The organism is Solibacillus sp. R5-41 (genome assembly GCF_002736105.1).
Taxonomy (GTDB): domain Bacteria; phylum Bacillota; class Bacilli; order Bacillales_A; family Planococcaceae; genus Solibacillus.
The window spans coordinates 3,680,570-3,705,783 of record NZ_CP024123.1 but is presented as its reverse complement, the minus strand read 5'-3'; the positions used below and the strand labels follow the sequence as shown (position 1 = coordinate 3,705,783).

The 25,214-nt window shown below is 37.2% G+C and carries 25 protein-coding genes; 10 read left to right on the top strand and 15 right to left on the bottom strand.

The features are described 5' to 3' along the window. Nucleotides 1-43: 43 nt before the first annotated feature. The 4 genes from CSE16_RS18335 to CSE16_RS18320 are packed head-to-tail and all read right to left on the bottom strand — an operon-like array spanning nucleotide 44 to nucleotide 3,328. Complete coding sequence (locus CSE16_RS18335) at nucleotides 44-541, bottom strand: pyridoxamine 5'-phosphate oxidase family protein (protein WP_099425227.1); 498 nt, start codon at nucleotides 539-541, stop codon at nucleotides 44-46. A 10-nt stretch (nucleotides 542-551) separates the two neighbouring features. Then, a complete protein-coding gene (locus tag CSE16_RS18330; protein ID WP_099425226.1) occupies nucleotides 552-1,334 on the bottom strand; it encodes an ABC transporter ATP-binding protein in 783 nt (260 codons plus the stop codon). After that, entirely contained in the window at nucleotides 1,334-2,323 is a 990-nt protein-coding gene (locus CSE16_RS18325; RefSeq protein WP_099425225.1) for a FecCD family ABC transporter permease, read from the bottom strand. The genes CSE16_RS18330 and CSE16_RS18325 overlap by 1 nt, the downstream gene beginning before the upstream one ends. Nucleotides 2,324-2,338: 15 nt before the next feature. After that, entirely contained in the window at nucleotides 2,339-3,328 is a 990-nt protein-coding gene (locus CSE16_RS18320; protein WP_099425224.1) for an ABC transporter substrate-binding protein, read from the bottom strand. A 526-nt stretch (nucleotides 3,329-3,854) separates the two neighbouring features. Here CSE16_RS18320 and nagB point away from each other — a divergent pair. Next, on the top strand, nucleotides 3,855-4,568 hold the full coding sequence (gene nagB, locus CSE16_RS18315; RefSeq protein WP_099425880.1) for a glucosamine-6-phosphate deaminase: 714 nt from the start codon (nucleotides 3,855-3,857) through the stop codon (nucleotides 4,566-4,568). A gap of 155 nt (nucleotides 4,569-4,723) precedes the next feature. Then, a complete protein-coding gene (locus CSE16_RS18310) occupies nucleotides 4,724-5,635 on the top strand; it encodes a S66 peptidase family protein (protein WP_099425223.1) in 912 nt (303 codons plus the stop codon). Between the two features lie 322 nt (nucleotides 5,636-5,957). On the opposite strand, the gene CSE16_RS18305 is transcribed toward CSE16_RS18310, so the two are convergent. Continuing rightward, nucleotides 5,958-6,467, bottom strand: a complete 510-nt coding sequence (locus CSE16_RS18305; RefSeq protein WP_099425222.1) for a DIP1984 family protein — start codon at nucleotides 6,465-6,467, stop codon at nucleotides 5,958-5,960. Nucleotides 6,468-6,479: 12 nt separating this feature from the next. Next, the gene (locus CSE16_RS18300) at nucleotides 6,480-7,169 is read right to left on the bottom strand and encodes a B3/B4 domain-containing protein (protein ID WP_099425221.1); all 690 of its coding nucleotides are present in this window, start codon (nucleotides 7,167-7,169) and stop codon (nucleotides 6,480-6,482) included. A gap of 65 nt (nucleotides 7,170-7,234) precedes the next feature. Between CSE16_RS18300 and queG the strand changes: the two genes are divergently transcribed. Further along, the gene (gene queG, locus CSE16_RS18295) at nucleotides 7,235-8,383 is read left to right on the top strand and encodes a tRNA epoxyqueuosine(34) reductase QueG (RefSeq protein ID WP_099425220.1); all 1,149 of its coding nucleotides are present in this window, start codon (nucleotides 7,235-7,237) and stop codon (nucleotides 8,381-8,383) included. 3 nt (nucleotides 8,384-8,386) lie between these two features. Then, a complete protein-coding gene (gene trmL / locus CSE16_RS18290; RefSeq protein ID WP_057987170.1) occupies nucleotides 8,387-8,860 on the top strand; it encodes a tRNA (uridine(34)/cytosine(34)/5-carboxymethylaminomethyluridine(34)-2'-O)-methyltransferase TrmL in 474 nt (157 codons plus the stop codon). Nucleotides 8,861-8,911: 51 nt separating this feature from the next. Here trmL and CSE16_RS18285 read toward each other — a convergent pair whose 3' ends face one another. Together CSE16_RS18285 and CSE16_RS18280 are read right to left on the bottom strand one after the other, a co-directional pair. Then, entirely contained in the window at nucleotides 8,912-9,679 is a 768-nt protein-coding gene (locus CSE16_RS18285) for a sporulation protein (RefSeq protein ID WP_099425219.1), read from the bottom strand. A gap of 117 nt (nucleotides 9,680-9,796) precedes the next feature. Further along, nucleotides 9,797-10,684: a VOC family protein gene (locus tag CSE16_RS18280; RefSeq protein WP_099425218.1), complete on the bottom strand. Its 888-nt coding sequence runs from the start codon at nucleotides 10,682-10,684 to the stop codon at nucleotides 9,797-9,799. Between the two features lie 405 nt (nucleotides 10,685-11,089). On the opposite strand from CSE16_RS18280, the gene CSE16_RS18275 reads away from it, so the two are divergent. Next, on the top strand, nucleotides 11,090-11,260 hold the full coding sequence (locus tag CSE16_RS18275) for a hypothetical protein (RefSeq protein ID WP_099425217.1): 171 nt from the start codon (nucleotides 11,090-11,092) through the stop codon (nucleotides 11,258-11,260). A 119-nt stretch (nucleotides 11,261-11,379) separates the two neighbouring features. Here CSE16_RS18275 and CSE16_RS18270 read toward each other — a convergent pair whose 3' ends face one another. Together CSE16_RS18270 and CSE16_RS18265 are read right to left on the bottom strand one after the other, a co-directional pair. Beyond that, nucleotides 11,380-12,993: a long-chain fatty acid--CoA ligase gene (locus CSE16_RS18270; protein ID WP_099425216.1), complete on the bottom strand. Its 1,614-nt coding sequence runs from the start codon at nucleotides 12,991-12,993 to the stop codon at nucleotides 11,380-11,382. Nucleotides 12,994-13,181: 188 nt separating this feature from the next. After that, nucleotides 13,182-14,483: an NCS2 family permease gene (locus tag CSE16_RS18265; protein WP_099425215.1), complete on the bottom strand. Its 1,302-nt coding sequence runs from the start codon at nucleotides 14,481-14,483 to the stop codon at nucleotides 13,182-13,184. A gap of 156 nt (nucleotides 14,484-14,639) precedes the next feature. On the opposite strand from CSE16_RS18265, the gene CSE16_RS18260 reads away from it, so the two are divergent. Together CSE16_RS18260 and CSE16_RS18255 are read left to right on the top strand one after the other, a co-directional pair. Continuing rightward, the gene (locus tag CSE16_RS18260; protein WP_099425214.1) at nucleotides 14,640-15,470 is read left to right on the top strand and encodes an aldo/keto reductase; all 831 of its coding nucleotides are present in this window, start codon (nucleotides 14,640-14,642) and stop codon (nucleotides 15,468-15,470) included. A gap of 67 nt (nucleotides 15,471-15,537) precedes the next feature. Continuing rightward, the gene (locus CSE16_RS18255) at nucleotides 15,538-16,101 is read left to right on the top strand and encodes a hypothetical protein (protein ID WP_099425213.1); all 564 of its coding nucleotides are present in this window, start codon (nucleotides 15,538-15,540) and stop codon (nucleotides 16,099-16,101) included. Nucleotides 16,102-16,120: 19 nt separating this feature from the next. Here the strand turns inward: CSE16_RS18255 and CSE16_RS18250 are convergent, their stop codons facing one another. The 3 genes from CSE16_RS18250 to CSE16_RS18240 are packed head-to-tail and all read right to left on the bottom strand — an operon-like array spanning nucleotide 16,121 to nucleotide 17,911. Beyond that, the gene (locus CSE16_RS18250; protein ID WP_099425212.1) at nucleotides 16,121-16,954 is read right to left on the bottom strand and encodes an RluA family pseudouridine synthase; all 834 of its coding nucleotides are present in this window, start codon (nucleotides 16,952-16,954) and stop codon (nucleotides 16,121-16,123) included. 59 nt (nucleotides 16,955-17,013) lie between these two features. Further along, nucleotides 17,014-17,484 carry a thioredoxin family protein gene (locus CSE16_RS18245; RefSeq protein ID WP_099425211.1) on the bottom strand — a complete coding sequence of 157 codons (471 nt, stop codon included), beginning with the start codon at nucleotides 17,482-17,484 and terminating at the stop codon, nucleotides 17,014-17,016. Between the two features lies 1 nt (nucleotide 17,485). After that, nucleotides 17,486-17,911, bottom strand: coding sequence for a disulfide oxidoreductase (locus CSE16_RS18240; protein ID WP_099425210.1), 426 nt, complete (start codon nucleotides 17,909-17,911; stop codon nucleotides 17,486-17,488). A 129-nt stretch (nucleotides 17,912-18,040) separates the two neighbouring features. Here CSE16_RS18240 and CSE16_RS18235 point away from each other — a divergent pair, with 129 nt between their 5' ends. The 3 genes from CSE16_RS18235 to CSE16_RS18225 all read left to right on the top strand — a co-directional run bounded on the left by CSE16_RS18235 (nucleotide 18,041) and on the right by CSE16_RS18225 (nucleotide 21,546). Beyond that, nucleotides 18,041-19,582 carry a carbon-nitrogen hydrolase family protein gene (locus CSE16_RS18235; RefSeq protein ID WP_099425209.1) on the top strand — a complete coding sequence of 514 codons (1,542 nt, stop codon included), beginning with the start codon at nucleotides 18,041-18,043 and terminating at the stop codon, nucleotides 19,580-19,582. 191 nt (nucleotides 19,583-19,773) lie between these two features. Next, nucleotides 19,774-20,886 (top strand): GAF domain-containing sensor histidine kinase, encoded by a 1,113-nt coding sequence (locus CSE16_RS18230; protein ID WP_099425208.1) that lies wholly within the window; start codon nucleotides 19,774-19,776, stop codon nucleotides 20,884-20,886. 12 nt (nucleotides 20,887-20,898) lie between these two features. Then, nucleotides 20,899-21,546 (top strand): response regulator transcription factor, encoded by a 648-nt coding sequence (locus CSE16_RS18225; RefSeq protein ID WP_099425207.1) that lies wholly within the window; start codon nucleotides 20,899-20,901, stop codon nucleotides 21,544-21,546. An 820-nt stretch (nucleotides 21,547-22,366) separates the two neighbouring features. On the opposite strand, the gene CSE16_RS18220 is transcribed toward CSE16_RS18225, so the two are convergent. Beyond that, complete coding sequence (locus CSE16_RS18220) at nucleotides 22,367-23,266, bottom strand: cation diffusion facilitator family transporter (protein WP_099425206.1); 900 nt, start codon at nucleotides 23,264-23,266, stop codon at nucleotides 22,367-22,369. 73 nt (nucleotides 23,267-23,339) lie between these two features. After that, on the bottom strand, nucleotides 23,340-24,656 hold the full coding sequence (locus CSE16_RS18215) for a hemolysin family protein (protein WP_172954452.1): 1,317 nt from the start codon (nucleotides 24,654-24,656) through the stop codon (nucleotides 23,340-23,342). Between the last annotated feature and the right edge of the window lie 558 nt (nucleotides 24,657-25,214).

Below are 25,214 nucleotides of genomic sequence, written 5' to 3'. Positions count from 1 at the left end.
TACTTAACTATCAACTAATCGATACTTTTAGCTGTTCAACTCGTTATTTCTTTTTATCAATGACTACATGTGTTAATGTATCTTCGGCAAAATCAATGTCAAATGCCTTTCCGAATCCTACAACATAGCGCCCTTTGAGTGGTGTTAGTTCAAATAGTGAGAAATCTAATGTGCGTAATAGTTGCATCATTTTCTTACTGTGTACGGCATCAAATGCTTCGAATACTTCTTCATGACCTTCGTTACCTAAGTTTTTAGGGGCACATTGCCAGCGAGCACGTTCAGTTGCAAAATGATTTTGCGTAACAGCTTCGTCTGCTACAAATAATACATCCACTATATCGTTTTGCTCTAGGAGTTGGTAATGGTCTGCGATATGGCTTACATAAACATAAAACTTGCCATTTACTTGGACAAATGCTGCTGAGCTACTAAATGCTTGACCTTCTGGCGTGACAAAGCTTAACATTAGGCTTTTTTTTCGTTGTAAAAATGCTTCATAATCTGAGCGGATTTGAATTAAATCAATTGTTGTTTTCATCATAATTCTCCTAACTTTTCACGGTATTCTTTAATTGAATTCGAGGGGCAGAATCCCAAATAACGTGTTGAATTTCCGCCTCCATTTTATAAGTGGACTGAATCATTTGTTCAGTCATGACTTCATTGGGTGTCCCGATCTGTACACAATGTCCATCTTTAACAACGACAATTCGGTCACTATAGCTAGATGCTTGATTGAGGTCATGAAGTACCATAACAACAGTCAAACCGGTTTCACGATTCAGCTCACGTATTAATTCTAAGATTTCATGCTGGTGTGCAATATCTAAATAAGTTGTTGGTTCGTCTAGTAATAAAATCTCGGGTTTTTGAGCCAATGCCATTGCAATCCAAGCACGCTGAGATTCGCCACCAGATAAAGCGGCAATGGATTGATCTTGATAATGAGTTAAATGTGTTTTTTCAAGCGCCCAATCGACAATCGCGTAATCTTCATCGTTTAAACGTTCAAACCACTTTTTATGTGGATAACGACCATAGGCTACTAAATTTCGAACTGTAATATCTGAAGGGGCTTGATTACGCTGACTTAATATGCACATTTTCTTTGCGATTTCTTTTGATGCTAAATCACGCATATTATTTCGATCAAACATAATGGTTCCGGAGCTATATGGAAGCATACGGGCAACGGCTTTTAAAATGGTAGATTTACCAGAGCCATTTGGTCCGATAATCGATAATATTTCTCCTTTTTGAACATCAAATGAAAAATTATGGACAACTTCTTTTTGATCATAACGAATGGAGAGCTGTTCAATTTTTAACATTAAAATGCCTTCTTTCTCATTAAATATAAAAAGTAAGGACCACCAATGACAGACATAATAATCCCTGCTGGAATATCTAGTGGGGCAAATAAAGTTCGCCCGGCTGTATCGGCTATTAATAAAAGTATTGCTCCCATAGCCATACTCATTGGCAGCATATATTTATAATCTGAGCCAACTAATAAACGCGCCATATGCGGAACAATTAAACCAACAAAACCAATCATACCAATGGCTGCTACTGAAATGGCCGCTAAAAATACAGCTAAAATGGACAGGACAATACGAATACGGGTCACATTTTCCCCTAAATTAACTGCTACTTGGTCTCCCAACCGGATAATATTTGCTTTTCTAATAGCAAATATTGATAAAATCCATCCAATAATGGCGTACACATATATCATTTGAAGTGCGGCATGTCCTTTTGCTGCTAGGCTACCATTTAGCCATTGGACAGCTGAAGGAAGTCGGTCACTATACATGATAGATAAAAAGCTAATAATCCCGCCACATAAAGCATTTACTGCTACACCAGATAAAATAATGGTAATCGGAGTAATCCCAGTTTTGCGCCATGCAAGTGCGTAAACAATGCTTGCGGCAATAATCCCACCAACAAATGCAGCAACAGGAATCAGCTGGATATATTCTGGTTTAGCTAGCATAATAAGTAGAACAAATGCAGCTGCACCACTTGTTACTCCAGTAAGACCAGGATCTGCAAGTGGATTGCCCATGACGGCTTGTAGTAGTGCTCCTGAAATTGCAATGTTGGCTCCAATAATTAGTGCTAATAAAACACGTGGAAGACGAATATCCCAAATGATTGTTGTGAAAATTCCCTCTTCACGGCCATTCGCGATCGTTTTTAAAATATCTGGAATGGAAATATGTACACTCCCTAATCCAATCGAGACAATTGTTAGTAGGAGGGCTAATACAAAGGTGATGATAACAATTGCACGGCTTCTTGTTGACTTTATCATGAAATCTTCCTCATCCTATTTATAGAAATAATCTGCAATTGTTGTTAATGCTGTGTCGACATTGGCAATAGATGTTACCCCGAAAATACTGTAATCAAGGAAATGGATATTATCATTTTTATAGGCAGATAATTGTGTCCATGCGCTATTATTGGCAATTTCTTGTTTGAATTTATCCTCATTTGCTCCGTGATCACCTGAAGCTAACACAAAAATCATATCAGGGTCTGCAACAACAATTTCTTCTAAATTAAGGGTTGAGTATGTTGAATCGGTCTTTAATATAGACGTCGCAATATTTTCTGCCCCAAGACGCTCTACTAGGCTACCTAAGTAAGATTTATCATTCATCACCATGAATGAATCAGAAGTACCGATCACTAACATAACAGAAGGGAGTTCTTTACCAGCGGCCTGTTTTTCTAATTCTTGCTCTTTGGCTACGATCGTTTGTAATATTTCATTCATTTCTTTTTCTTTGCCGAAGTAAGTACCTAACACTTTAAAGCTTAATTTTAAGTCTTCATATGAATCGGTAGGTAAATAAGCTGTAGGTAAATTCATACCTTCTAAAGCTTTATCAAGAGAATCTTTTAACGATGCTGCACCGACAATTAATTCGGTTTGTAAATTTGAAATGACTTCTAAATCTGGAGCCATTGGTGAACCCACTCGTGTAATTGAGTCAAAATCAGTTGGAATTGGATTTGTTGAAGTTGGAACACCTACGGGAACAATATCTAATAGGTGAAGCATTTCTGTTAAAGGGACCGAGGTTGTAACAATTTTACTAGGTACCGTCTCAGGAAAAGCCGCTAACGCTTCCTGGAATTCTTTTTCATCTACACCATCTTCAAATGCAGTTTTATTTACATTATTTTCATTCGGTTGTTGTTCTTGTGTATTTGTTTCAGCAGAGCCCACATTTTCTACTTCGTTCTCTGAACAGCCATAAAGCGCCAAAGTGAGTGCGGCTACCATACCGATACCTGCAAATTTTTTCATAAATATACCACCTTTAATTGATAATGATTTTCAATATCACTAATACTATCAAAGTCAATTGAGAATATCAATGAGTAATTGAGAATTATTTTCAAAGAGCCTAATTTATGAATGAGATTATTTACTAGAACATAGTCAAAATAAAAGGCTTTTTGAGAATTACAGCATTATTGGATATTGAGTAACAAGTTTGTACATTTTACTAGTTAGAAATAATTGTTATAGCTTTTTGTAGCGAAATATGAAAACTTCCGATAAAATTAAGATAGTTATTAAAGGAAAAAAATAGTGAAAATAAGATTGAATTTAAAATGGATATGTGACTTTTTTAATACAATATCAATTACGCCTTGGCGTAATTGCGTCCAGATTTTGAATTGTACTTGCACAATTAACTCTCTTCAAAATCTGTGACATCCGCCTGAGACTTTATCTTCTAGTGAGTGTTTGAACACCGACTAAACGAAGATAAATTACATAAAACATGAAGAAAGTTGGGAAATAAATGGCAAGTGTGACTACAAATATGAAGTGGATTGAAGCAGCAAATTATGAAGAAATGAGCAAAATTGCTGCGACTATTTTTAAAGAGCAATTAAAGCTAGTGAAGACAAGTGTTTTTGGAATGGCGACGGGTAGTACACCAGAAGGCTTTTATAAGGAATTAGTAAAAGCGTATCAAGCTGGGGAACTATCATTTGCTGAGGCGAAATCATTTAATTTAGATGAATATATTGGGATTATGCCTAATAATGAAGCAAGTTATCACTACTTTATGGATGAGAATTTATTCAATTATATTGATATGAAGCGTGAAAATATTCATGTGCCAACGGGCAACCCAAAAGAAATAGCGACAGCTACTGCAGAATATGATGCTGCAATTGCTGCGGCGGGTGGCGTTGATATTCAGTTATTAGGAATTGGAGTTAATGGTCATATCGGATTTAATGAGCCGGGTACAGCGTTTGAGTTAGAGACAAATATGGTTGAGTTGACACAATCAACACGTGAGGCCAATCAAATCTATTTTGATACAATTGATGATGTTCCTACGCATGCAATTACGATGGGGATTCGAACAATTATGAATGCAAAAAAAGTAGTGCTATTAATATCAGGTGCATCAAAACAAGAAGCATTTGATCGTTTGCGCAGTGGTGAAATCACAACGGACTTCCCAGCAAGCGCGTTACACAATCATAAAGATGTTACAGTAATTTATACAGGCGTAAAATAATGACAGTGAAAAAGGAGTGCTGAATGAGGCACTCCTTTTCTAATTCGATTTTAGAATATCCAATTAAGTAGAGTGGGCTGCATGAGTTATTTGCAACGCACTTTACATAATTCGCTATGATACAATAGCCATAAAAGTAAAAGGAGGCAATAACTATGAAAATCCGTCCTGCCAGATTACAAATTGGAGATACAGTAGGGCTTGTTGCATTAAGCAGCCCTTTAAATATGGAGAAGATTGGGCAACAATTAGCATTTTTAGATGAATTAGGCTTGCGCTATAAGCTTGGAAATACGATTCAGCCGTATGAGGGTTATTTAGCGGGTACGGATGCGGAGCGTGTCCAGGATTTACATGCGATGATTCAAGATAAAGAGGTGAAGGCCATTTTTTGTGTGAAAGGTGGTTATGGCTTAGGTCGAATTATTGATAAAATTAGCTACCCATTAATTGAAGAAAATCCGAAAATTATTTGGGGCTTTTCAGATGTGACCCTGCTACATACAACGGTCAATGACTATGCAAACTTAGTGACATTCCACGGACCGATGTTAGCAAGATCTAAAGGGGAGTTAGATGAATTATCGAAAAAAATGTTCCAGCAGCTCTTCACACCGATTGAAATTCAGTATGATGAACAAATTTCGCCGTTACATACAATTGTCGAGGGCACGGTTAGAGGCGAAATGATAGGTGGTAACTTAAATCGCATTGTTAGTATGTTAGGTACGAAATTTGAACTAGATATGCGTGGGAAAATTCTTTTAATAGAAGATATAGGAGAGTCATTAGAGCAAATTGACGGGATGTTGAACCATTTGCGTTTAGCAAGAAAGTTAGAGCAAGTCGCAGGATTTGTCATTGGGAATTTTAAACTGCCAAGTCCAAATGAAACAGAGGAAGATGTCATCCAATTGTTGGAGCATTATTTAAAGCCGCTGAACAAACCCGCTTTAGCAGGTTTCCAAATAGGTCACTGTGAACCCAATATAGGAATACCACTTGGCGTAGATGTTATTTTAGACGCAAATGAAAAAACATTACGTATTTTACCTGGGGTAGAATAAATCATTTTGTTGGAGGAGATGCCATGTCAACTACATCTTTGTAAGGCTTAATTAATTATATCGAAAAATTTAAGTATCAACATTTAGCATATAAGAAAGGACCTACCTCACACTATTTAGCGCGGGGTAGGTCCTTCTCAATAACGAGTGTATATAGGAAAATCATCATCTAATTGTTGTTTGCTTTTACAATAGTTGGTCATTGGTAAAAGGTAACAGAGGTAAATGTTAATAAGTCATTGGTTTTACTAGTTAATTGCTTTAAAGGCAAAGGATACACTCGTTATTACTCGGTTTGGAGTCTCACCGCACCGAGTAGAGTTTAAAAATATTTGCTATCATCAAATTCAATTTCAACTTGATAATTTTTTGCGTTAATTAAGTTGGATAAACGATGGGCTTCTTTTTCGAGTTCATTTGATTGATTACGATAATGCATCGGGTCAAAAAGTGCAACATTATAAAGAATTGTTTCACCAGAGCTATGATAATAGGATTCTTTCTCGGTCATACCTAGCTGCTTACAAAAGGCAGCCTCTGCACGCAATTGTATCGCAAGCTCAATTGCTTCCACAATAGGCATTACCTCATCTTTAAATAAAATCGTGTTGTCAATATTTGCACGATATATAAGGGAATCCAGCTTACGAGAATCTTTTCGAATCTCCTTTAGTTCAGCTTCGATCATTTCAAGTGTATATTCAGGCTTTACAGGCTGTTCCCCTTTTTCAATAATCGTATGGGACACTTGGTGAACAGAGGAAGTTAGTTCTTGGATTTTTTTAGTTAAAATACTTTTTAGCTTCACAGCTTCTGCTAAATTGATTGCCATGGAAATCACTCCTTAATATGTAGTTGATTGGTTGTGAAAGGATAGAAGAGAGACTTTAAAATCTCCTCCATTTACTTGTGTAAACATTTTACCAGCTGTTGCAAGTAACTGCTCACAATCATCCACGGATAAAGAAGGTCGCAAATAAAATATTTGGAGCGCATCAGTTGTTTTTTCGGTAACGGCTGTGCGACTTGAATCAACAAACGGACTGCCAAAAGCGCCTAGCTTATCTTTTGAGTAAAGGATGTTTGTTAATGCATTATACCGACCATTCAACCCATCATAGCCTGTATTTTCATCCCCAAGAGCAATTTCGATAGGATCTTGAATTGTAGCGATGTCGTAAATACCAATCGGAATTTCATATTGCAGTGAAAAGAAATTATTCAAATCAACAGCCGAATGAAAAGGTGTTAAATAATTTTGTTTTGCGATACGGCGCATAAGACTTTCCGCTGAATGACGGTAGCGATTTGGATCTGCACCAAAAAACTTCCAAAGTTTGCGCCATTCTTGAATGCCAGGGCGTTCGGTTAATGGACTATCTTGCAAGTCTAAAAATAAATGTTCTTGATATAACTGTGTGCGTCCTTTAATCATTTGAGGAGATTCTGCCACAACAATTTTGTTATAATGAATAAGACCAATTTTAAACTGGTCATTCATAGTGAATAGTGATTGATTGATAGAAATATTCATATACATCACCTGTTTTTTGTTTATTATTCATTAATTAATTGTACCATTTGTTAGGAGAGAATGAAATGAAAGTCCATCAGCTTCAGGCTGAATTAATCGAATATGCTAAATCAATCGGTGTCGATAAAATAGGTTTTACTACTGCTGCCCCCTTTCATGAATTGAAAAATCGTTTGCGTCGTCAGCAAGAGCTTAGCTTTCAGTCGGGTTTTGAGGAGTCTGATGTAGAACTTCGTACAGTGCCTTTAAAATTACTGGACGGAGCAGAAAGTATTGTGGCAATTGCACTAGCGTATCCTTCGCGAATGAACGACGCCCCTCAAGGGAAAAAGGGAGCGCGCAGAGGCGTATTTTGCCGCGCATCTTGGGGTGTTGATTATCATACGGCAGTACGCGAACGGCTTCAATTGATTGAGGCTTGGCTACGAGAGAGAGTGCCTTCTGTGAAGACAAAATCCATGGTTGATACAGGAGAGCTTGTGGATCGTGCCGTTGCACAGCGCGCTGGAATTGGCTGGAGCGGAAAAAACTGTTCGATTATTACCCCTGAATTCGGCTCATATGTTTACTTAGGCGAAATCATGACGAATATCCCGTTTGCACCAGATATGCCGATGGAAGATGAATGTGGGGAATGTACGCTATGTATCGATGTTTGTCCAACCGGTGCCATAGTAGCTCCTGGACAGTTAAATTCCCAGCGTTGTATCGCTTTTTTAACGCAAACAAAAGGCTTTTTACCGGATGAATTTCGAACGAAAATTGGGAACCGGCTGTATGGCTGTGATACTTGCCAAACCGTTTGCCCCAAAAATAAAGGCAAGCTTAATTGGATTCACGATGAATTTACACCCGATCCAGAGCTGGCAAAGCCGTTATTACAACCATTACTATCAATTTCCAATAAAGAATTTAAAGCGAAGTTCGGACATGTATCGGGCTCTTGGCGTGGAAAGAAACCAATTCAACGAAACGCGATTATAGCACTGGCTCATTTTAAGGAAGAAAGTGCAGTGCCCGATTTAATTGAGCTCATGCTAAAAGATGAGCGTCCTGTTATACGTGGAACTGCTGCGTGGGCAATTGGTAAAATTGGGTCAGAAGATGCGAATGAAGCTTTACTGGCCGCTCAAATAAAAGAGCAAGACGAAGAAGTGCTAGCAGAAATCGAAAAAGGGCTAGCCATGTTAACAAATGTAGAAAGAAGGATATAAAAAGTGCCAAATCATATTGTTTTATACCAACCAGAAATTCCTGCGAATACGGGAAATATTGCAAGAACATGTGCCGGGACAAATACATCACTTCATTTAATCCGTCCGTTAGGCTTTTCAACAGATGATAAAATGTTGAAACGTGCTGGATTGGACTATTGGGAGCATGTGAATGTGGTGTACCATGATTCACTAGAGGATTTTATTGAATATAGTAAAGATGGCGATGTTTATTTAATTGAAACGTATAGCGATGAGCCGTTTACAACGCATGATTTTAGTGATGTTACGCGTGATATTTATTTTATGTTTGGCAGAGAAACGACAGGCTTACCGAAAGATTTTGCCGAACAGCGTGCAAATATGTGTTTACGTATTCCACAAAGTGATCATATACGTTCGTTAAATTTATCTAATACCGCAGCAATTGTAATTTATGAAGCATTACGTCAGCAAAATTATCCAGGGTTAAAATAATCAGAGAAGGCATGAGGAGCGCAAATATTTTTGCTCCTCATGCCTTTTGTTTTAGCGCATTTTATTTTCAATTGCTTGAGAGATTTTTGCTGAGATATTATCGTTTTCAAATAATGTTAAGCGAATAAAGCTTTCATCCATATCAAAAGCTTCTGATAAAAAGCTACCTAAACCGCGGGCACGTCTATCCACTTGCAATAAAATTTCAACGGATTTCGATGTTTGATCTAAGAAGATTACTTCAAGTTCCTCTAGATACCGGCGATACGTATTATTTGTCGGTGTAAATTCAAACTCTTGTACAATGGGCGCACGGTTACGTAAATAGGTAGGCGCTTGCTCATTGTCTACTTTGCGAAGACGGAAGCCTAAATTTTGAATAGCAGATAATACGTTGCTTGCTAGACGCGTAGGCTGAATATCAATAAAATCTTTATCTGTTGGATCAACCGCATTTTTAATATCTAGGCCTGTATGAATCCAAACACGGGATTGTCCAGTTGTCACAGGGATGGCTGCTGGTAATTCAAAAGAAAATGGGATTTCTCGTTTTTCATTTGGTTGAATTGTAAAGGGTTCATTAATTTTAAGATTCTTTAATAATGCGTTTTCCGAAACTTTTGTATCGTTAATTTCACGCGTGTAGTTCGTATATAAGGATAAATAAATCGCATCAATTTGTTGCTCAACATTGCCCCCGACAATTTCAACTACACCTGTAATATTTTCGTTAATTGTATAGTTTACCTTGTGCAGCTTTGTATCCACCGTAGTTGCGCCGATACCGACACTTGCTAATACTTTATTAAAAAGTGACAAATGAATTCCTCCAATCAGTCTAATTACTATTATATACGTCGAATGGAGGAAAAGGTTTCAGAAATTTTATGGAAAAAAACTGATTTCGCTCAAGGCTTAAGAGAATAGTCGGAACAACTACTCACCATCCATTGTGAAGATGATCCGTAAACCGTTTGGATCCATGGTTGAAAAAGCTTGTTGCCCACCGAATTTTGGCGCGGCGTCATACGTTTCAGTGTTATAGCCGTTTGTTGCAAGTTCTTGTTTTATTTTTGCGGCAATTTGTTCATCATTTAATACGATTGTAAATGAATTGAGGCCAACCATGTTTGCAGTAGGTACTTGTCCATTGGCGCTTTGCCATGTGTTTAACCCGAAATGATGGTGATATTGACCTGTTGAAATAAATAATGCTTGAGCTCCGTAACGTGCAACAACACGATAGTCTAATACATTTGTATAAAAATTTTCAGATTGTGGAAGATTAGCCACAGATAGGTGAACGTGACCCATCACCGTTTCTTGAGGAAGTCCATCCCATTTTTCATCTGCTGTTGCTAAAATTGGCTGGAAGTTAAGACGATCTGTCGTCATTTGTACGGTACCATCTTCGTTCCAAGTCCACTCAGATTCGTCGCGGTCCACATAAATTTCAATCCCATTGCCATCTGGGTCATTTAAATAAAGTGCCTCTGAAACATCATGATCGGATGCGCCAAGACGAACATTTAATTCAACAAAATGCTGAACGATGTTTCCTAAATCTTTACGAGTAGGTAATAGTAAAGCAAGGTGGTAAAGTCCTGTAAAGCCTTCGCGTAAAGGCTGTGCATTTTGTATTTCTATTAAAGAGACTAAACTTGTTTTGCCATCAGCCGTTAAATAAGCGATATCGGCAGTTTGCTCAAGTACTTTAAAGCCAATAATTGTTGTGTAATATTCGATAGAACGTGTTAAATTCGAAACTTTTAATTGGACATGTGATGTGTACATGTTTGGCTTTTTATGAAAATGTTTTCTCATGAGTAAATCTCCTTTTAATTGTACTTGTATTTTGTAATCAACTTACTTTATGTAACTAATATAGTATATGTGATTAAAAAAATCAAATTAAAAAACCACGTGTAATTTTAGTAACAAAAAAGACAATCGTAATAAGTTACGATTGTCCTTTAGTGAAAACTAATCATTGACTATTAGTTTTCTTTTGAGAATGGTTTGCTATCATAACCGGCAGTAAAGATTGCAGTTAAGAACGCTACGCAAATACCTAAAATTAAAATTAATTTCATGGAAGAAACCTCCTCATGTTTTTGCTATTTCTCTAATCAGTATAGCTCAAACTATTTTGATTTACTACCTAATATTGTGGCAAAAATGGTTCGAAAAAGAAAAAAATGGGAACATTAATAGAAGGGAGGCGGTTCAATGAAAAACAAGGACGAAATTGTAAATGGAAATATGGTTAATACATTTGAGGATTTAAAATTGCTTGGAAAACAGATGGAGCATTTGCGAGATGAGCAACAATTAGAAGAACATAATCGTATACCAGATCCGCAGCAATTTGATAATGAAGAGAAATTGGAAAAAAAATGATGTAGAATAGCACATTAGTTTGTGGCTAATGTGCTATTCTAAATTGTTGTTAATATTATATGAATTTTGACGAAAATTTATAGAAGAAAGAATATCATTTTACTCATTTAATGAATTTATCAAAGTGGAACTTCATAATCTTTTAAGTCTTCACGAAGCTTCGCCTTTAAAAACTTCCCAACGGATGTTTTAGGAATTTCCTTTAAGAATACAACATCATCTGGTAGGGACCATTTCGCAAAATCGTTTTCAAGATGCGCAATTAATTCGTCTTTACCTGCATGTGCATTTTCTTTTAATACAACGCATGCAAGTGGACGTTCTTGCCATTTTGGATGTGGTACCGCGATAACTGCTGCTTCAAAAACGGCAGGATGAGACATTAGGGCATTCTCTAAATCCACCGAAGAAATCCATTCGCCGCCTGATTTAATTAAATCTTTTGTACGATCTGTAATTTTAATATAGCCCTCTTTTGTTAAGACGGCGATATCTCCTGTATAGAGCCAACCATCACGGAATGAGTCAACTGTGCGCTCATCCTTATAATATTCGGAAGCAATCCACGGTCCGCGAATTCGTAGTTCACCCATTGTTTGACCATCATTTGGAACAGGACCATTTTCATTTACGACTTCCGTCTCAATTAAAGAAGAAGTTAAACCTTGCGTTACGCGTAAATCTAATAGTTCATCGGCTGAGTAATTGTCCATTTCAGATGTTGGGTGAGACATACTTACTAAAGGTGAAGTTTCAGTCATCCCATATGCATTCACATAAGGAACACCTAATTTTTCAATAAATGCTTGGATTAACCCTTTTGGTGATGCGGAACCACCAGAAATAATTTGGCGAAGAGAAGATAAATCACGCGCCTGTCTTTCTTGTTCAGCAAGTACGCCAAGCCAAATTGTTGGAACACCTGCAGCAAGCGTTACTTTTTCTTGTTCGATTAAATCAAGCAGTAAAGCCGGTGTGAACATAGGACCTGGTAATACGAGATTTGCCCCATAGTTTATGGCAGCAAAAGGTAAGCCCCAAGCATTTACATGGAACATTGGTACTACAGGTAATGCAACATCATTTTCCTTGAGAGCAAAGGATTCGGCAAGACCAAGCGCTATACTGTGGAGTACAATACTGCGGTGTGTATAAACAACACCTTTAGGCATGCCTGTTGTTGCAGAGGTATAGCACATACCTGCTTGCGAATATTCATCTATATCTTCAGGAAACTCGAAATTTTCATCTGCCTCCTGAAGTAATTGCTCATAGTTATGCACATTTGGGAAACTAGATGTTGGTACACCTAAACTATCACCCATTATGATAATATGTTTCACCGATTTTAAGTGTGCTAAAGCAGGTTCAACTAACGGGAATAAATCTTCATCAATTAATAAAATTTCATCTTCAGCATGATTAATGATGTATACAATATGCTCGGGGGCTAAACGAATATTAATTGTGTGTAAAATGGCACCACTACATGGAATCGCAAAATAAGCTTCTAAATGACGGTGGTGGTTCCAACCGAACGTACCAACCTTCGTACCACGTGTCATACCGATATTTTTAAGTGCATCTGCTAGACGGCGTGTTCGTTTTACATAATCTTTAAAGGCAATGCGATGTGTTATTGTTGGGCTTGTACGTGAGATAATTTGCTTGTTTGGAAAATAACGCTCTGCTCGTTTTAAAAATCCTGTCAAAATTAACTGCGTATCCATCATAGTTAACCAACTCCCCTATCAATGTTAGTGAAATAGAAAAAGTAATCCTCATGCTGATGAAAGAATTTTCTGTATACTTAATTATACTAAAATATACTTATATTTTCTAGTAAACTACAAAAAACCCTCCAAATTTCCTTTTGGAGGGTTTTTAAAGTTGACCCTGTGTACGGGTACTTTTTTTGAAATTAATGTGGCATGAAAACAAGTTGAATAACGAATAAAATTGCAAATATATATAGGAGCGGGTGAACTTTCTTTCCTTGTCCTTTAACGAGTTGTAGCAATGGATAAGAAATGAAGCCAAGCGCAATACCGGTTGAAATACTTGCTGTTAAAGGCATCGTTAAAATAACTAAGAACGCGGGGAAAGACTCCTCGAATTTATGCCATTCAATATTTTTTACGACACCAATCATTAAACTCCCGACAATAATTAGTGCAGGAGAAGTAATTGCTGCAACGCCAGAAATGGAAGCTACTAACGGTCCAAAAAATGAGGCAATAAGAAAAAGTACCGCAACCGTTAATGAAGTTAATCCTGTACGGCCACCAGCAGCCACACCAGCTCCTGATTCTAAGTAAGCAGTCGTAGGACTTGTTCCTAGCATTGAACCAGCAGTTGTAGCGATTGAATCTGCGAGCAATGCTTTGCGAGCGCGAGGAAGCTTGCCATCTTTTAAAATACCAGCCTGCTTAGCGACACCAATCATTGTCCCAGTCGTATCAAATAAAGTAACTAAAATAAATGAGAAAATAACGCCATATAAACCAAACTGGATAACCTGACTAAATGCTTCAACCGGGTTCCAAACTAAAATTCCTTCTGGCAAATGTGGTACTGCTACAACTTTATCAATATGAAGCTGACCTGTCATAAGGGCAACAATGGTCGTTGCAATCATACCGATAAATAAAGCCCCATTCACATTTAAAGCCATAAGAACGACTGTCACCGCTAGCCCAAAAAGTGCTAGCAATACTGAGCTAGAGCTTAAATCACCAAGAGCCACTAAATTCGAATCGTTTGCTACAATAATATTAGCCATGCGAAGTCCGATAAACGCGATGAATAAACCAATCCCAGCCGTAATCGCCAGCTTTAAGTTTTCTGGAATAGCTGAAATTAATTTTTCACGGAAAGGTGTTAAACTCAGTAATATGAAAATAATCCCGGCAATAAATACAGCTGAAAATGCTGTAATATAATCAATTTGCCCATTGGATGAAAGTACGACCGTATAAGTAAAATAAGCGTTCAAACCCATACCAGGTGCAATGGCAATCGGATAGTTTGCAAAAATTGCTAACCAAACTGTACCAATTACTGCTGAAATAATTGTCGCCATAAATACTTGGTCAATAGGCACACCGGCATCTGACAAAATAATTGGATTGACCACGATAATATAAGCCATCGTTAAAAATGTTGTTAAACCAGCAAATAATTCTGTTTTAACGGTTGTATTATTTTCCTTTAATTTAAACATAAAATCCTTCTTTCTAAAAACGAACATTTTAAAAAACAATTAATATATTATTCGTATTTTGTCCAAGATGCAAGTGATTATGCTTATTTTCCTTCGATTTAAAGAAGTTTAAATAAAGGTTATAATGGAAATATTCTAATCTTTGGAGGGATTTAAATGAATTTACAATCGAAACGCACACTTGCTAATGATGTGGAAATGCCACTTGTAGGGCTAGGCGTATTTAAAATGACGGACAAGGAAGAAGCAGTACAAGCAATTACAACGGCGCTTCATCTAGGCTATCGTGCAATTGATACGGCAGCACTTTACTACAATGAGGAAGAGGTAGGAGAGGCGATTCGTAATTCTAATATTGCACGTGACGAAATTTTTGTGACGACAAAAGTATGGAATAGTGATCAAGGCTATGACAATACGTTACGAGCATTTGAAACATCATTAAAAAAATTAAATATGGATTATGTCGATCTTTATTTAACGCATTGGCCTGTTTTGGATAAATTTGAAGATACGTATCGTGCGATTGAGCGTTTGTATGATGAAAAGTTAATTCGTGTACCGGGTGTATCAAATCATCACGAGCATCATTTACAGGCATTGTTAAATAATGCAAATGTGGCACCAATGGTCAATCAAATTGAGTTGCATCCATATTTAACTCAAGCGCCATTACGAACGTTTTGTAAGGAACAAAATATTGCAGTAACGGCATGGTCACCGCTAGGGCGAGGAAATGTATTGAATGATGCAACGATTCAAGCGATTGCTAAACAGTATGAAGTGACACCAGCGCAAGTGATTTTACGTTGGCATTTGCAACATGATGTAATCATCATTCCAAAATCCGTGACACCATCACGTATTAAAGAAAATACAGAACTATTCCATTTTGAATTATCAAATGAAACGATGGCACAATTGGATGCGCTTAATCGCGATGAACGATTCGGTCAAAATCCAGACAACTTTAAATTCGACTTTTAATTTTAGAATTTTTTGAATCTTCCCGTTCCTCTTGATCGTATATAAATTATACGAGGGGGGGATTTTGATGTTCAAGGATTTTTCGCCAAAGTTATTTTTTATAATTGCTGCAGTTTTTGTCGTTATCAGCGCACCGCTATTAGTTTTGCTATTTCCAATATTCATTGTGCAAACCATTTACTTTGATCCAGCAAGAATTGTGTTATATCCAAATCCAAATAATTTTTACTGGATAATAATCGCCTGCATTTTACTTATCATTGCATGTATTATTCCGATTATTAAACGCAATAAAGTGACGTATAGCTTGTTTGCCTTTTTCCTAATAGGTGGATTCGCAACTTTATACATTTCGTCAATGAGTTATTATTTAATTAGTAATGAGCAAATTGTAATAAAAAAATACGAGCAAAAGGGCGTTTATGCTTGGGAAAATGTTGAAGAAGTCGTTTATGAATATGTAGTAGGGGATTTTGGCTCGTATACATTTACGATGCGCGATGGGACGCAGTTTGTCATAGAGCAAAATGGTCAATATACGACTGATGAGCAACAAAAATTATATAATGCCGCAGTGAGCTATGATGTAGCATTTATTGAACGTGAAAAAAAGAGGGAGTCGCTTAATTAGCGATTCCCTCTTTTCATACTTAAACGTCTTTTACAACAATGAGTTTATTTAAAAACGGATGATCAAATTCAAGTTGGATGGCATGAAGCTCGTAACCGCCAGAGCTTATTTCACGTGCACCGTACATGATGTCGCCAACAATAGGGTGACCTAAATGCGCCATATGCACACGGATTTGATGCGTGCGACCTGTTTCTAATACTAAGTGAACAACGCAAGTGCCTTTATAGCGATTAATCACTTCATAGTGCGTAACGGCATGCTGTCCGCTATCTGAAACAACACGGCGTGAGCTATGATGACGGTCTTTACCAATGGATGCATTGATTTTACCACTGTCCGAACGAATATTGCCCTGTACTTCTGCAGCGTATGTGCGAGTTATTGTCTTTTCTTCAATCATGCGGTCGAAAATTGATTTTGCAATAGGATGTTTTGCAATGAGTAGTAAACCTTTCGTACCTTGATCTAGACGATGTACGTGTTCGGCATATTGTCCACCTTGATCTTGAATATGCTTCATAACATGGTTCATACATGTATTGCGGTCTGTTGCCTCATTAGGGTGTGTCGCCATTCCTTTAGGTTTCGAAACGATTAAGCAATGCTCATCTTCATAGCGAATCGTAACATCGCAGCTATCAGTCGGTATATAGTTTGATGTTGGCATTTCAAATGCGAAATTTAAAATCGTGCCTTCTTTTAAAGGATCTTTCCATAAAATCGGCTCACCATTTACAGTTACAGCCTTTGCCATGCGTAGCTCATGAACGATTTTTTTCCCTAAACGCCAATTTGAGCGTAGTAAATCTTCTACCGTAAGTCCTTCTTGTACAACTTCATATGTGAACATATATATTTCCTCCAAATGAAAAATCGTGCTCGATCAAGAACACGATTTTTCTTATTTCATTATTTTAAAATAACATCGTTGAAAAATTGATTTGTTGTTTCATCTGGTGCATCACCTGTTAAACGGGCAACTTCTTTACCATCTTCAAAGTAAATTAATGTTGGTGTTGCTTCAAGTGCATATTTGTCCCATTGTTCTGGGTATTCAAGCACGTTTAATTGATTGACTTTGACGTCTAGCTTTTTAGCGATTGGCATTAGTTTAGGCGTATAGTTTTTACAGTGTGAACATTCCGGACTAAAGAAGTAGCCGACCACGCCTTCACCAGACTCGATTTTTTTAGCCAATTCATCCGGTAAAATAATATTTTGATAGTTTTTATCACTTAATTGATCAATTGTGGATTGTTTTAAATCTTTTGTTCCGTATGGATTACCTTCTAATTTTGCTTCGTTTGATTTATTTGTCAAGATAATAATGGCAACGAATAAAATAACGATAATCCCGCCGAAAAGGGCTAATTTTTTCATATTATTTTTCCTCCTTAATAACTTTTAGCATATAAAAACTGATTGCTGCGATCAATACGAAAGCAGTTAGCGCTAAAAATGGAATGGTTATAAAGCCAAACCAGTTTATATACTGACCTGTACATGGAACGCGTCCGCATGCAGGTGCACTATCTTGCAGGAATGTAAGCTTTTGTAAGCCGTAGTGATATAAAGACGTTGCAGCGCCAATACATGCAAATATAGCTGTAGTTAAAGCGATTCGAGCATTTTTTTGGATAATAGCAATCGTAGAAATAAGGACGATTGGATACATAATAATGCGTTGATACCAACAAAGTTCACAAGGTTCATAGCTTCGAATTTCAGAAAAATAGAGTGAGCCAAGTGTAGCCATTAATGCAACAACCCATATCATCAATAGGGCATTTTCTAGTTTTTTTGTCATAAACAGACTCCTAATAATAAATTTAACCCTATTTTATTATAGTTTGAATTCGAAAAGAAGTAAATTGTTACGATTAGTGGGTATAAATAACAAAGAGATCTTTTTACAAATGAGAAGGAGAGATATTTTATGACAGATGCGTTAGACATTGAAAAGTTTGAAAAACCAATGATTATTCGCAATATGACGCTTGAGGATATTGATGCGATTTTAGAAATTCAGCGACTTTCCTTTCCTGGAATGGAGCCATGGCAACGTGCTCATTTACACAGCCATTTAACAATTTTTCCAGAAGGGCAAATTATCGCAGAGCTGGACGGGAAGGTAATTGGTTCTTGCTCGGCCTTACGAATTAATTTTGATGAATACGATGATCGTCATACATGGAACGACATCACGAATAATGGCTTTATTACGAATCATGACCCGATTGGCTATAACTTATATGGGATTGAGGTAATGGTCCATCCCGAATATCGTCGGATGAAAATTGGGCAACGTTTATATGAGGCAAGGAAGGAACTGGCACGGACCCTTAATTTAAAATCCATCATTATCGGAGGGCGAATCCCGAATTATCACATTCATAAAGAAGAATTGAGTCCTCGTGAATATGTAGATGCGGTAAGCCGGCACAAAATATATGATCCTGTATTAACATTCCAAATGATGAATGATTTTATTTTAATGCGTATTAATCAAAATTATTTGAGCGATGATGTAGCGTCAGGGAAATATGCGACGTTAATGGAATGGAATAATGTCGATTACAGGCCGCAGTCAAAGCGCCATTTTAAAACGAGCTATCCTGTCCGTATTTGTGTCGTGCAATACATGATGCGTAAGATTGAATCTTTTGATGATTTTGCAAAGCAGTGCGAATATTTCGTGGATGTGGGCTCAGATGCAGGTTCTGATTTTGTCGTATTCCCAGAAATCTTTACAACGCAATTAATGAGCCTATTAAATGAAAAGTCACCCTCACAAGCAGTACGAAAGCTGACAAAATATACACCACAATATATCGAACTTTTTACAAATTTAGCTGTGCGTTACAACGTAAACATTATTGGGGGTTCTCATTTTGTAGAGGAAGAGGATGAAGAAATTTATAATATTGCCTATTTATTTAGAAGGGATGGAACAATTGAAAAGCAATATAAAGTGCATATTACACCGAATGAACGGAAATGGTGGGGGATTAGTAGTGGTGATCGGGTAGAAGTGTTTGATACAGATTGCGGGAAAATAGCGATTCAAATTTGCTATGATATTGAGTTTCCAGAACTTGCTCGAATTGCAACGGATATGGGGGCCAATATTATTTTCACTCCGTTTTGTACGGAAGATCGTCAAGGGTATTTACGCGTACGCTATTGTGCTCAGGCACGCGCGGTTGAAAATCAAATTTATACGGTCATATCGGGGACAGTTGGAAATTTACCAGAAACGAAAAATATGGATATTCAATATGCACAATCAGGTATTTTTGCACCGAGTGATTTTGAATTTGCCCGTGATGGTATCGTGGGAGAGACGAGTCCTAATTTAGAAATGGTGCTCATTGGAGATGTGGATTTAGAAATTTTACGCCGCCAACGCCAAGACGGTACAGTCAAGCATTTAAAAGACCGCCGCCATGATGTGTACCGCGTGGATTATTTGAAATAAATATTAACGACGTAAAAGGGCATTTTGATTTCAGAGAAAATGCCCTCTTATGCGTGTTGAGTAAGTACTAATGCTATATGTAGGAAACAAATTAAAGTAAGATTCATCCAAAAGTATGAGGAAGAAAGCAATGCATCAAAGAAATGCTCAATGTTATGATAAAGGAAATAGAATAAAGGGCGGAATGCGAAGTGAATAATGATCATTCAAATATTACTATTTTAAAAGAAATCGCAGAATTATTAAATGACGAAACAGAAATGATTCCGATGCTAAATGGTGCATTGTCCAAATTTTTAAGCGGAACGAAATTTGATACAGGTTGGATATTCTTTATAGATAAAAAAGGAAAACCCGAGCTTATAGTAAAACAAAATTTACCCGATGCATTAGCATTTAATGAGTGTCAGCATTTAAAACGAGGTGGTTGCTGGTGTGTTTCGCGCTACCGAAACAATGAGCTCGAAAAGGCTTCCAATATTATAGAATGTCAACGAATTGAAAGTGCGATTGAAGCGAACATAGGTGACAACGATAATATTACGCATCATGCAACGGTGACATTGCAATCTGGACAAGAACGTTTTGGATTATTAAATGTCGCATCACGTAATACCGTTCGATTCTCGGAGGAAGAATTGGATTTACTCGAATCTGTTGCATTCCAAATGGGCTCTGCTATAAAACGAATTTATTTAACAAATGAGCAGCAGGAAATTGCCCTTGTGCAAGAGCGGAATCGTCTCGCACGTGATTTACATGATTCCGTTAACCAGCTCCTATTTTCAGTTACTTTAACCGCTCGAGCTGGCATCGAAATGAGTGAACAAGTGGAAATTAAAGAAACATTTAAAGATATTCAGCAACTGACACAAGAGGCACTAACGGAAATGCGTGCATTGATTTGGCAACTACGACCTAGAGGGTTAGAAAGTGGATTAATAGAAGCAATCAAAATTTATGCAGATATGCTCGGTCTTCATCTTTCTGTTAATGTGTCAGGTGTCATTCAATTTCCGTCGCGTGTAGAAGAAACTTTATTTCGCACTACACAGGAAGCGCTAAATAATGTTCGTCGTCATTCTGGTGTGATGTCAGCACAGCTTTATGTAACCGTTACAGCAACAGATGTATTGCTTGTCGTGAAAGATAAAGGGCGCGGTTTTTATATGGAAGCTCACAATGAAATACCATCACTAGGACTACAATCAATTAAAGACCGAGCTAATGCAGTTGGTGGCACAGCTGATTGGGTCAGTGAAATTGGAAAGGGTACTGAGCTTTTAATCCGTTTACCATACTAGGGGGAATTTATTATGATTCGAGTGTTAATTGCAGATGATCATCACGTTGTTCGCAGAGGATTACTCTTTTTTTTAAAAACACAAAAAGATATTGAAGTGATTGGAGAGGCAAAGAATGGGTTGGAGGCAGTAGAGCTTGTTGAACAATTAAAGCCAGATATCGTATTAATGGATCTAGTCATGCCAGAAATGGATGGCATTCAAGCAACAAAGCGCATTAAAAAGAAATGGCCAAAAATAGAAGTGCTAATGCTGACGAGTTTTTCGGATAAAGATCATGTTTTACCAGCAATGGAGGCAGGGGCATCGGGCTATCAATTAAAGGACATTGAGCCAGATGATTTAGTTGAGTCCATTCGCCAAATTATGCGCGGAGAAAATACTTGGCATCCAGAAGCATCGACGCAATTAGAAGAAGGGCTACGAGAGGAAGAAAATAAACCACATATTTTAAATCCGTTAACGCCGCGCGAGCAAGATGTTTTAGCAGAATTGACAAAAGGCAAAAGCAATCGAGAAATTGCATCTTCTCTTTATGTCACAGAAAAAACAGTCAAAACGCATATTTCAAACATTTTCACAAAACTTCAAGTGCAAGACCGTACACAGGCAGCACTCTATGCAGTAAAGCATAATTTAACCGCATCTAGTGAAGGGTAAAATATTCTTAATATATAAGTTAAACTAAAGATTCTATTCTATTGATGTAGTTTTCTATTATGCATTCTAATAAAGTACGTGCTTGTTTGGCTGGCTAAGCACATGAGTCACACAGCTTTGTTGCACAAATCTGTACGACTCATCTTTGTGCTTTGTGCAAGGCCAGCCTTTTTAAAGTTTGTCCTGCTGTAGCTTTCTTAATTTAGTGCGCCGCTACCGTGGGAGGCGGCGTCATGCTAAGTAAATCTTCATCCCGATAGGAAAAAACCATCCTATTTTTGGAGCAATTGGGGAGAAAGAATCAGACAAAATTTGCACATGACCGAACCTTTTAAGTACCAAAACATGCTGCAAAAGTGAGCTCAATCGGTATATGTTGCAAGTACGAATATATTACAAGACAGATTTTAGTGTTGAACTAATAGTGCAATATTTGATTCGAAAATATGAAACTAACTTTATATTAGGAAGAAAATAATTAGGAATTATATTGGTGGAAAATTGAATAGAAGTAGTTGATTGGAATGAAGGGGAGGCGACTCCTGCGGGAACAGCAGCAAAGGAACAAAGGCTAAAACCGTCACGTCCTGTGACAACGCCTTTGTGACCAACGTCGTGTTAGCCCGAAAATCCACTTGTTTCGAGATGCATCTCGAAACAAGTTAGTTGGAGCCGTGTCCGCGGAAAGCGTCCGGACTGGAATGGAAATCAACTCCCCCTTTTTAGGATGATTTTTATAAGAGGGATTCTTTAGTTCAATTTATATAGTAAACAAAAATGCCCAATTGAAGCTCAATGGGCATTTTTATTTTGCTAAATTTTAAAAGTGGTAATCCTCCTCGGTAGCCTGTACTAGCTCATGTGGTTCAATATGGACGAGCACCATACAATAAGGGTTAAAGTGCTTGACTGTGTGCTCAATTTTTTCTGTAATAGCATGACTTTCCCGAACATTTAGTTGAGGGTTTACAGTTACCGTCACATCGATAAAACTCATATTGCCATGAGAGCGTCCTTTTAAATCGACAAGAGAGATGACTTCCTCAACATTTTCGATGAGCTTCCATAATGTTTCCGCTTCATCAATATCAAATGCATCTGTCAATGTTTGAACGGCTTCCCAAAAGATTTCGATTGCTGTTTTAATAATAATGATACCGACAATTAACGCCGTAATTTTATCAAGGATGGGAACGCCAAAAATAGCACCGAATATACCGATAGCTGCACCGATACTTACAAGTGCATCGGATCGATTATCATAAGCGGCTGCTTTGACTGCGGAACTTTTAATGCGATTGGCTAATGCTAAATTATAGCGATAAACACCATACATAATGACCGCACTAAAAATAGCGACAAAAGCCGTTAAAAGTGAAGGTGCTTCATGAGTTTGATTCCACAAGTTTTGAATAGTACTTACAATTACTTGTAAACCTACGCCCATCATAATAAATGAAGCAACAAGGGAAGCAACTGTTTCTGCTCGTAAATGTCCGTATGGGTGATTCGAATCGGGTGGCTTTTGAGAAATTCTTAATCCTACTAGAACCGCAATCGATGCGATAATATCTGTTGTATTATTTAAACCATCTGCCATCAGCGCGGATGAAGTACCGACATAACCGACAATTAATTTCATTGCACTTAAAAAAATATAGGTGCCAATCGACAGCCATGCCCCTTTTTCACCTGCGCGTAAGTTTGTATAAAGTTCCAAAATGTTTCCCCCTAGCAAAACTTCTTTCCAACATAAAACGACACCCCTTTAAATGAAAAGGAGTGTCGATCAATTATTTGCTTTGTTCTTCTTCAACCAATAAATTAGATTCTGATAGCTTTGATACTTCCAAGTAAAGGATATGGTGACCGTCTAATTCTTTAACGGTAAATTGATAGCCTTGTTCTGTAAGCGTTTCTCCTTGCACAACATCGAAGCGTTGTGTCATGAACCAACCACCAATTGTATCAATATCATCATCTTCTATATCAATATCTAAAATATCGTTTACTTCTTGTAATAACATTTTAGAATCGAAAATATAGTGGTCTTCTGCAATTTCTTGTACATCAGGAATTTCATCATCGTCAAACTCGTCTTGAATATCCCCAACGATTTCCTCGATAATGTCTTCAATTGTTACTAAACCAGAAGTACCGCCATATTCATCCATTAAAATGGCCATATGGATGCGTTCGCTTTGAATTTTTAATAATAAGTCACTAATCGGGAGTGTTTCAATGACACGAATAACAGGCTGCATATATTCTTCTACTTTTTTATCGCCATTTGTAGGGTCTTTAATGTAAGCCGTTAGTAAATGCTTCATGTTTACAAGTCCAATAACATGGTCTTTATCACCATCTGTGACAGGATAACGTGTATATTGTTCAATCCCCATCAATTCGAAAACTTCACGTATCGTTTGATCCCGCTCAATACTAATAATCTCAGTTCGAGGTACCATAATTTCTTTCGCAATCCGATCAGAAAACTCAAAAATACTGTTTACATATTCGTATTCTGAATGGTTGATTTCCCCACCTTTAAAGCTGTCTGATAAAATCATACGAAGCTCTTCCTCTGAGTGGGCAACCTCATTTTCAGAAACCATTTTCAAGCCGAATAGTCCAGTTAATGCGCGTGCTGAACCATTTAACGTACGAATAAATGGATACATAATATTGTGGAATAAAATTAATGAACCTGAAAGTTTTAATGTTACAGCTTCTGCTTTTTGAATTGCTAGTGTTTTTGGTGCTAATTCCCCTACGACAACATGTATAAATGTTACAAGTGAAAAGGCAATAATAAATGAAAGAACAGATGTAACACTACCGCTTAAACCAATAAGTTCGAATAGGGGGCTAAGAATGACTTCAATTGTAGGTTCTCCAAGCCACCCAAGTCCAAGAGCGGTAATTGTAATCCCAAGTTGACAAGCCGATAAATACTCATCTAAATTTGAAATTACCTTTTTAGCACGTATTGCTTGTTTGTTACCATCAGCAACGAGCTGATCAATTCTTGTTGTTCTTACTTTAACTATTGCAAACTCGGTTGCAACAAAAAATGCCGTAGCGGCAATTAGGACAGCAATTGCTGTCAACCTAATGGTTAGCTCAACTATGTCTACGTCCAAATATATTCTTTACTCGCGGCGCAAATGAGCGTGGCAAATAAAGAGTACACCTCCTAAGATTAAAAATTTGTAATACTACAATGATAAATTATTTTGAGAAAAAAAACAAACTATGTATTCGCGTTTAGTAAAAATTGTTTCTGATTTATGGGAAAATATCGCTATTTAACTAGTGGAATAGTAATAATGTTCATACAAATCTAAAATATTTTGAAAAAAACTATTAATAATGCTTTTAAACAAGTTAATATTTGCAATATTGAATTATTTTTCTGTATATGATACTGTTAAATGGTAGATAATAGCAAAGAAGCCTTTGGAGAAAGCATTGAAAATAATAAAAATGCCAGCAAAAATGCCAATTCCATTTAGCAGGTTCCTTTGTTATTAACTTGAACGCGCATAAAAAAAGGGAGCACCTCACCATTGAGATGTTCCCTTTTTTAATGGAAATAAGAATTTATTTATCTTCATTAAGCAGATAATTCCACCAAAATAGAGGTAGTGAAATAAATGCAATCTGGG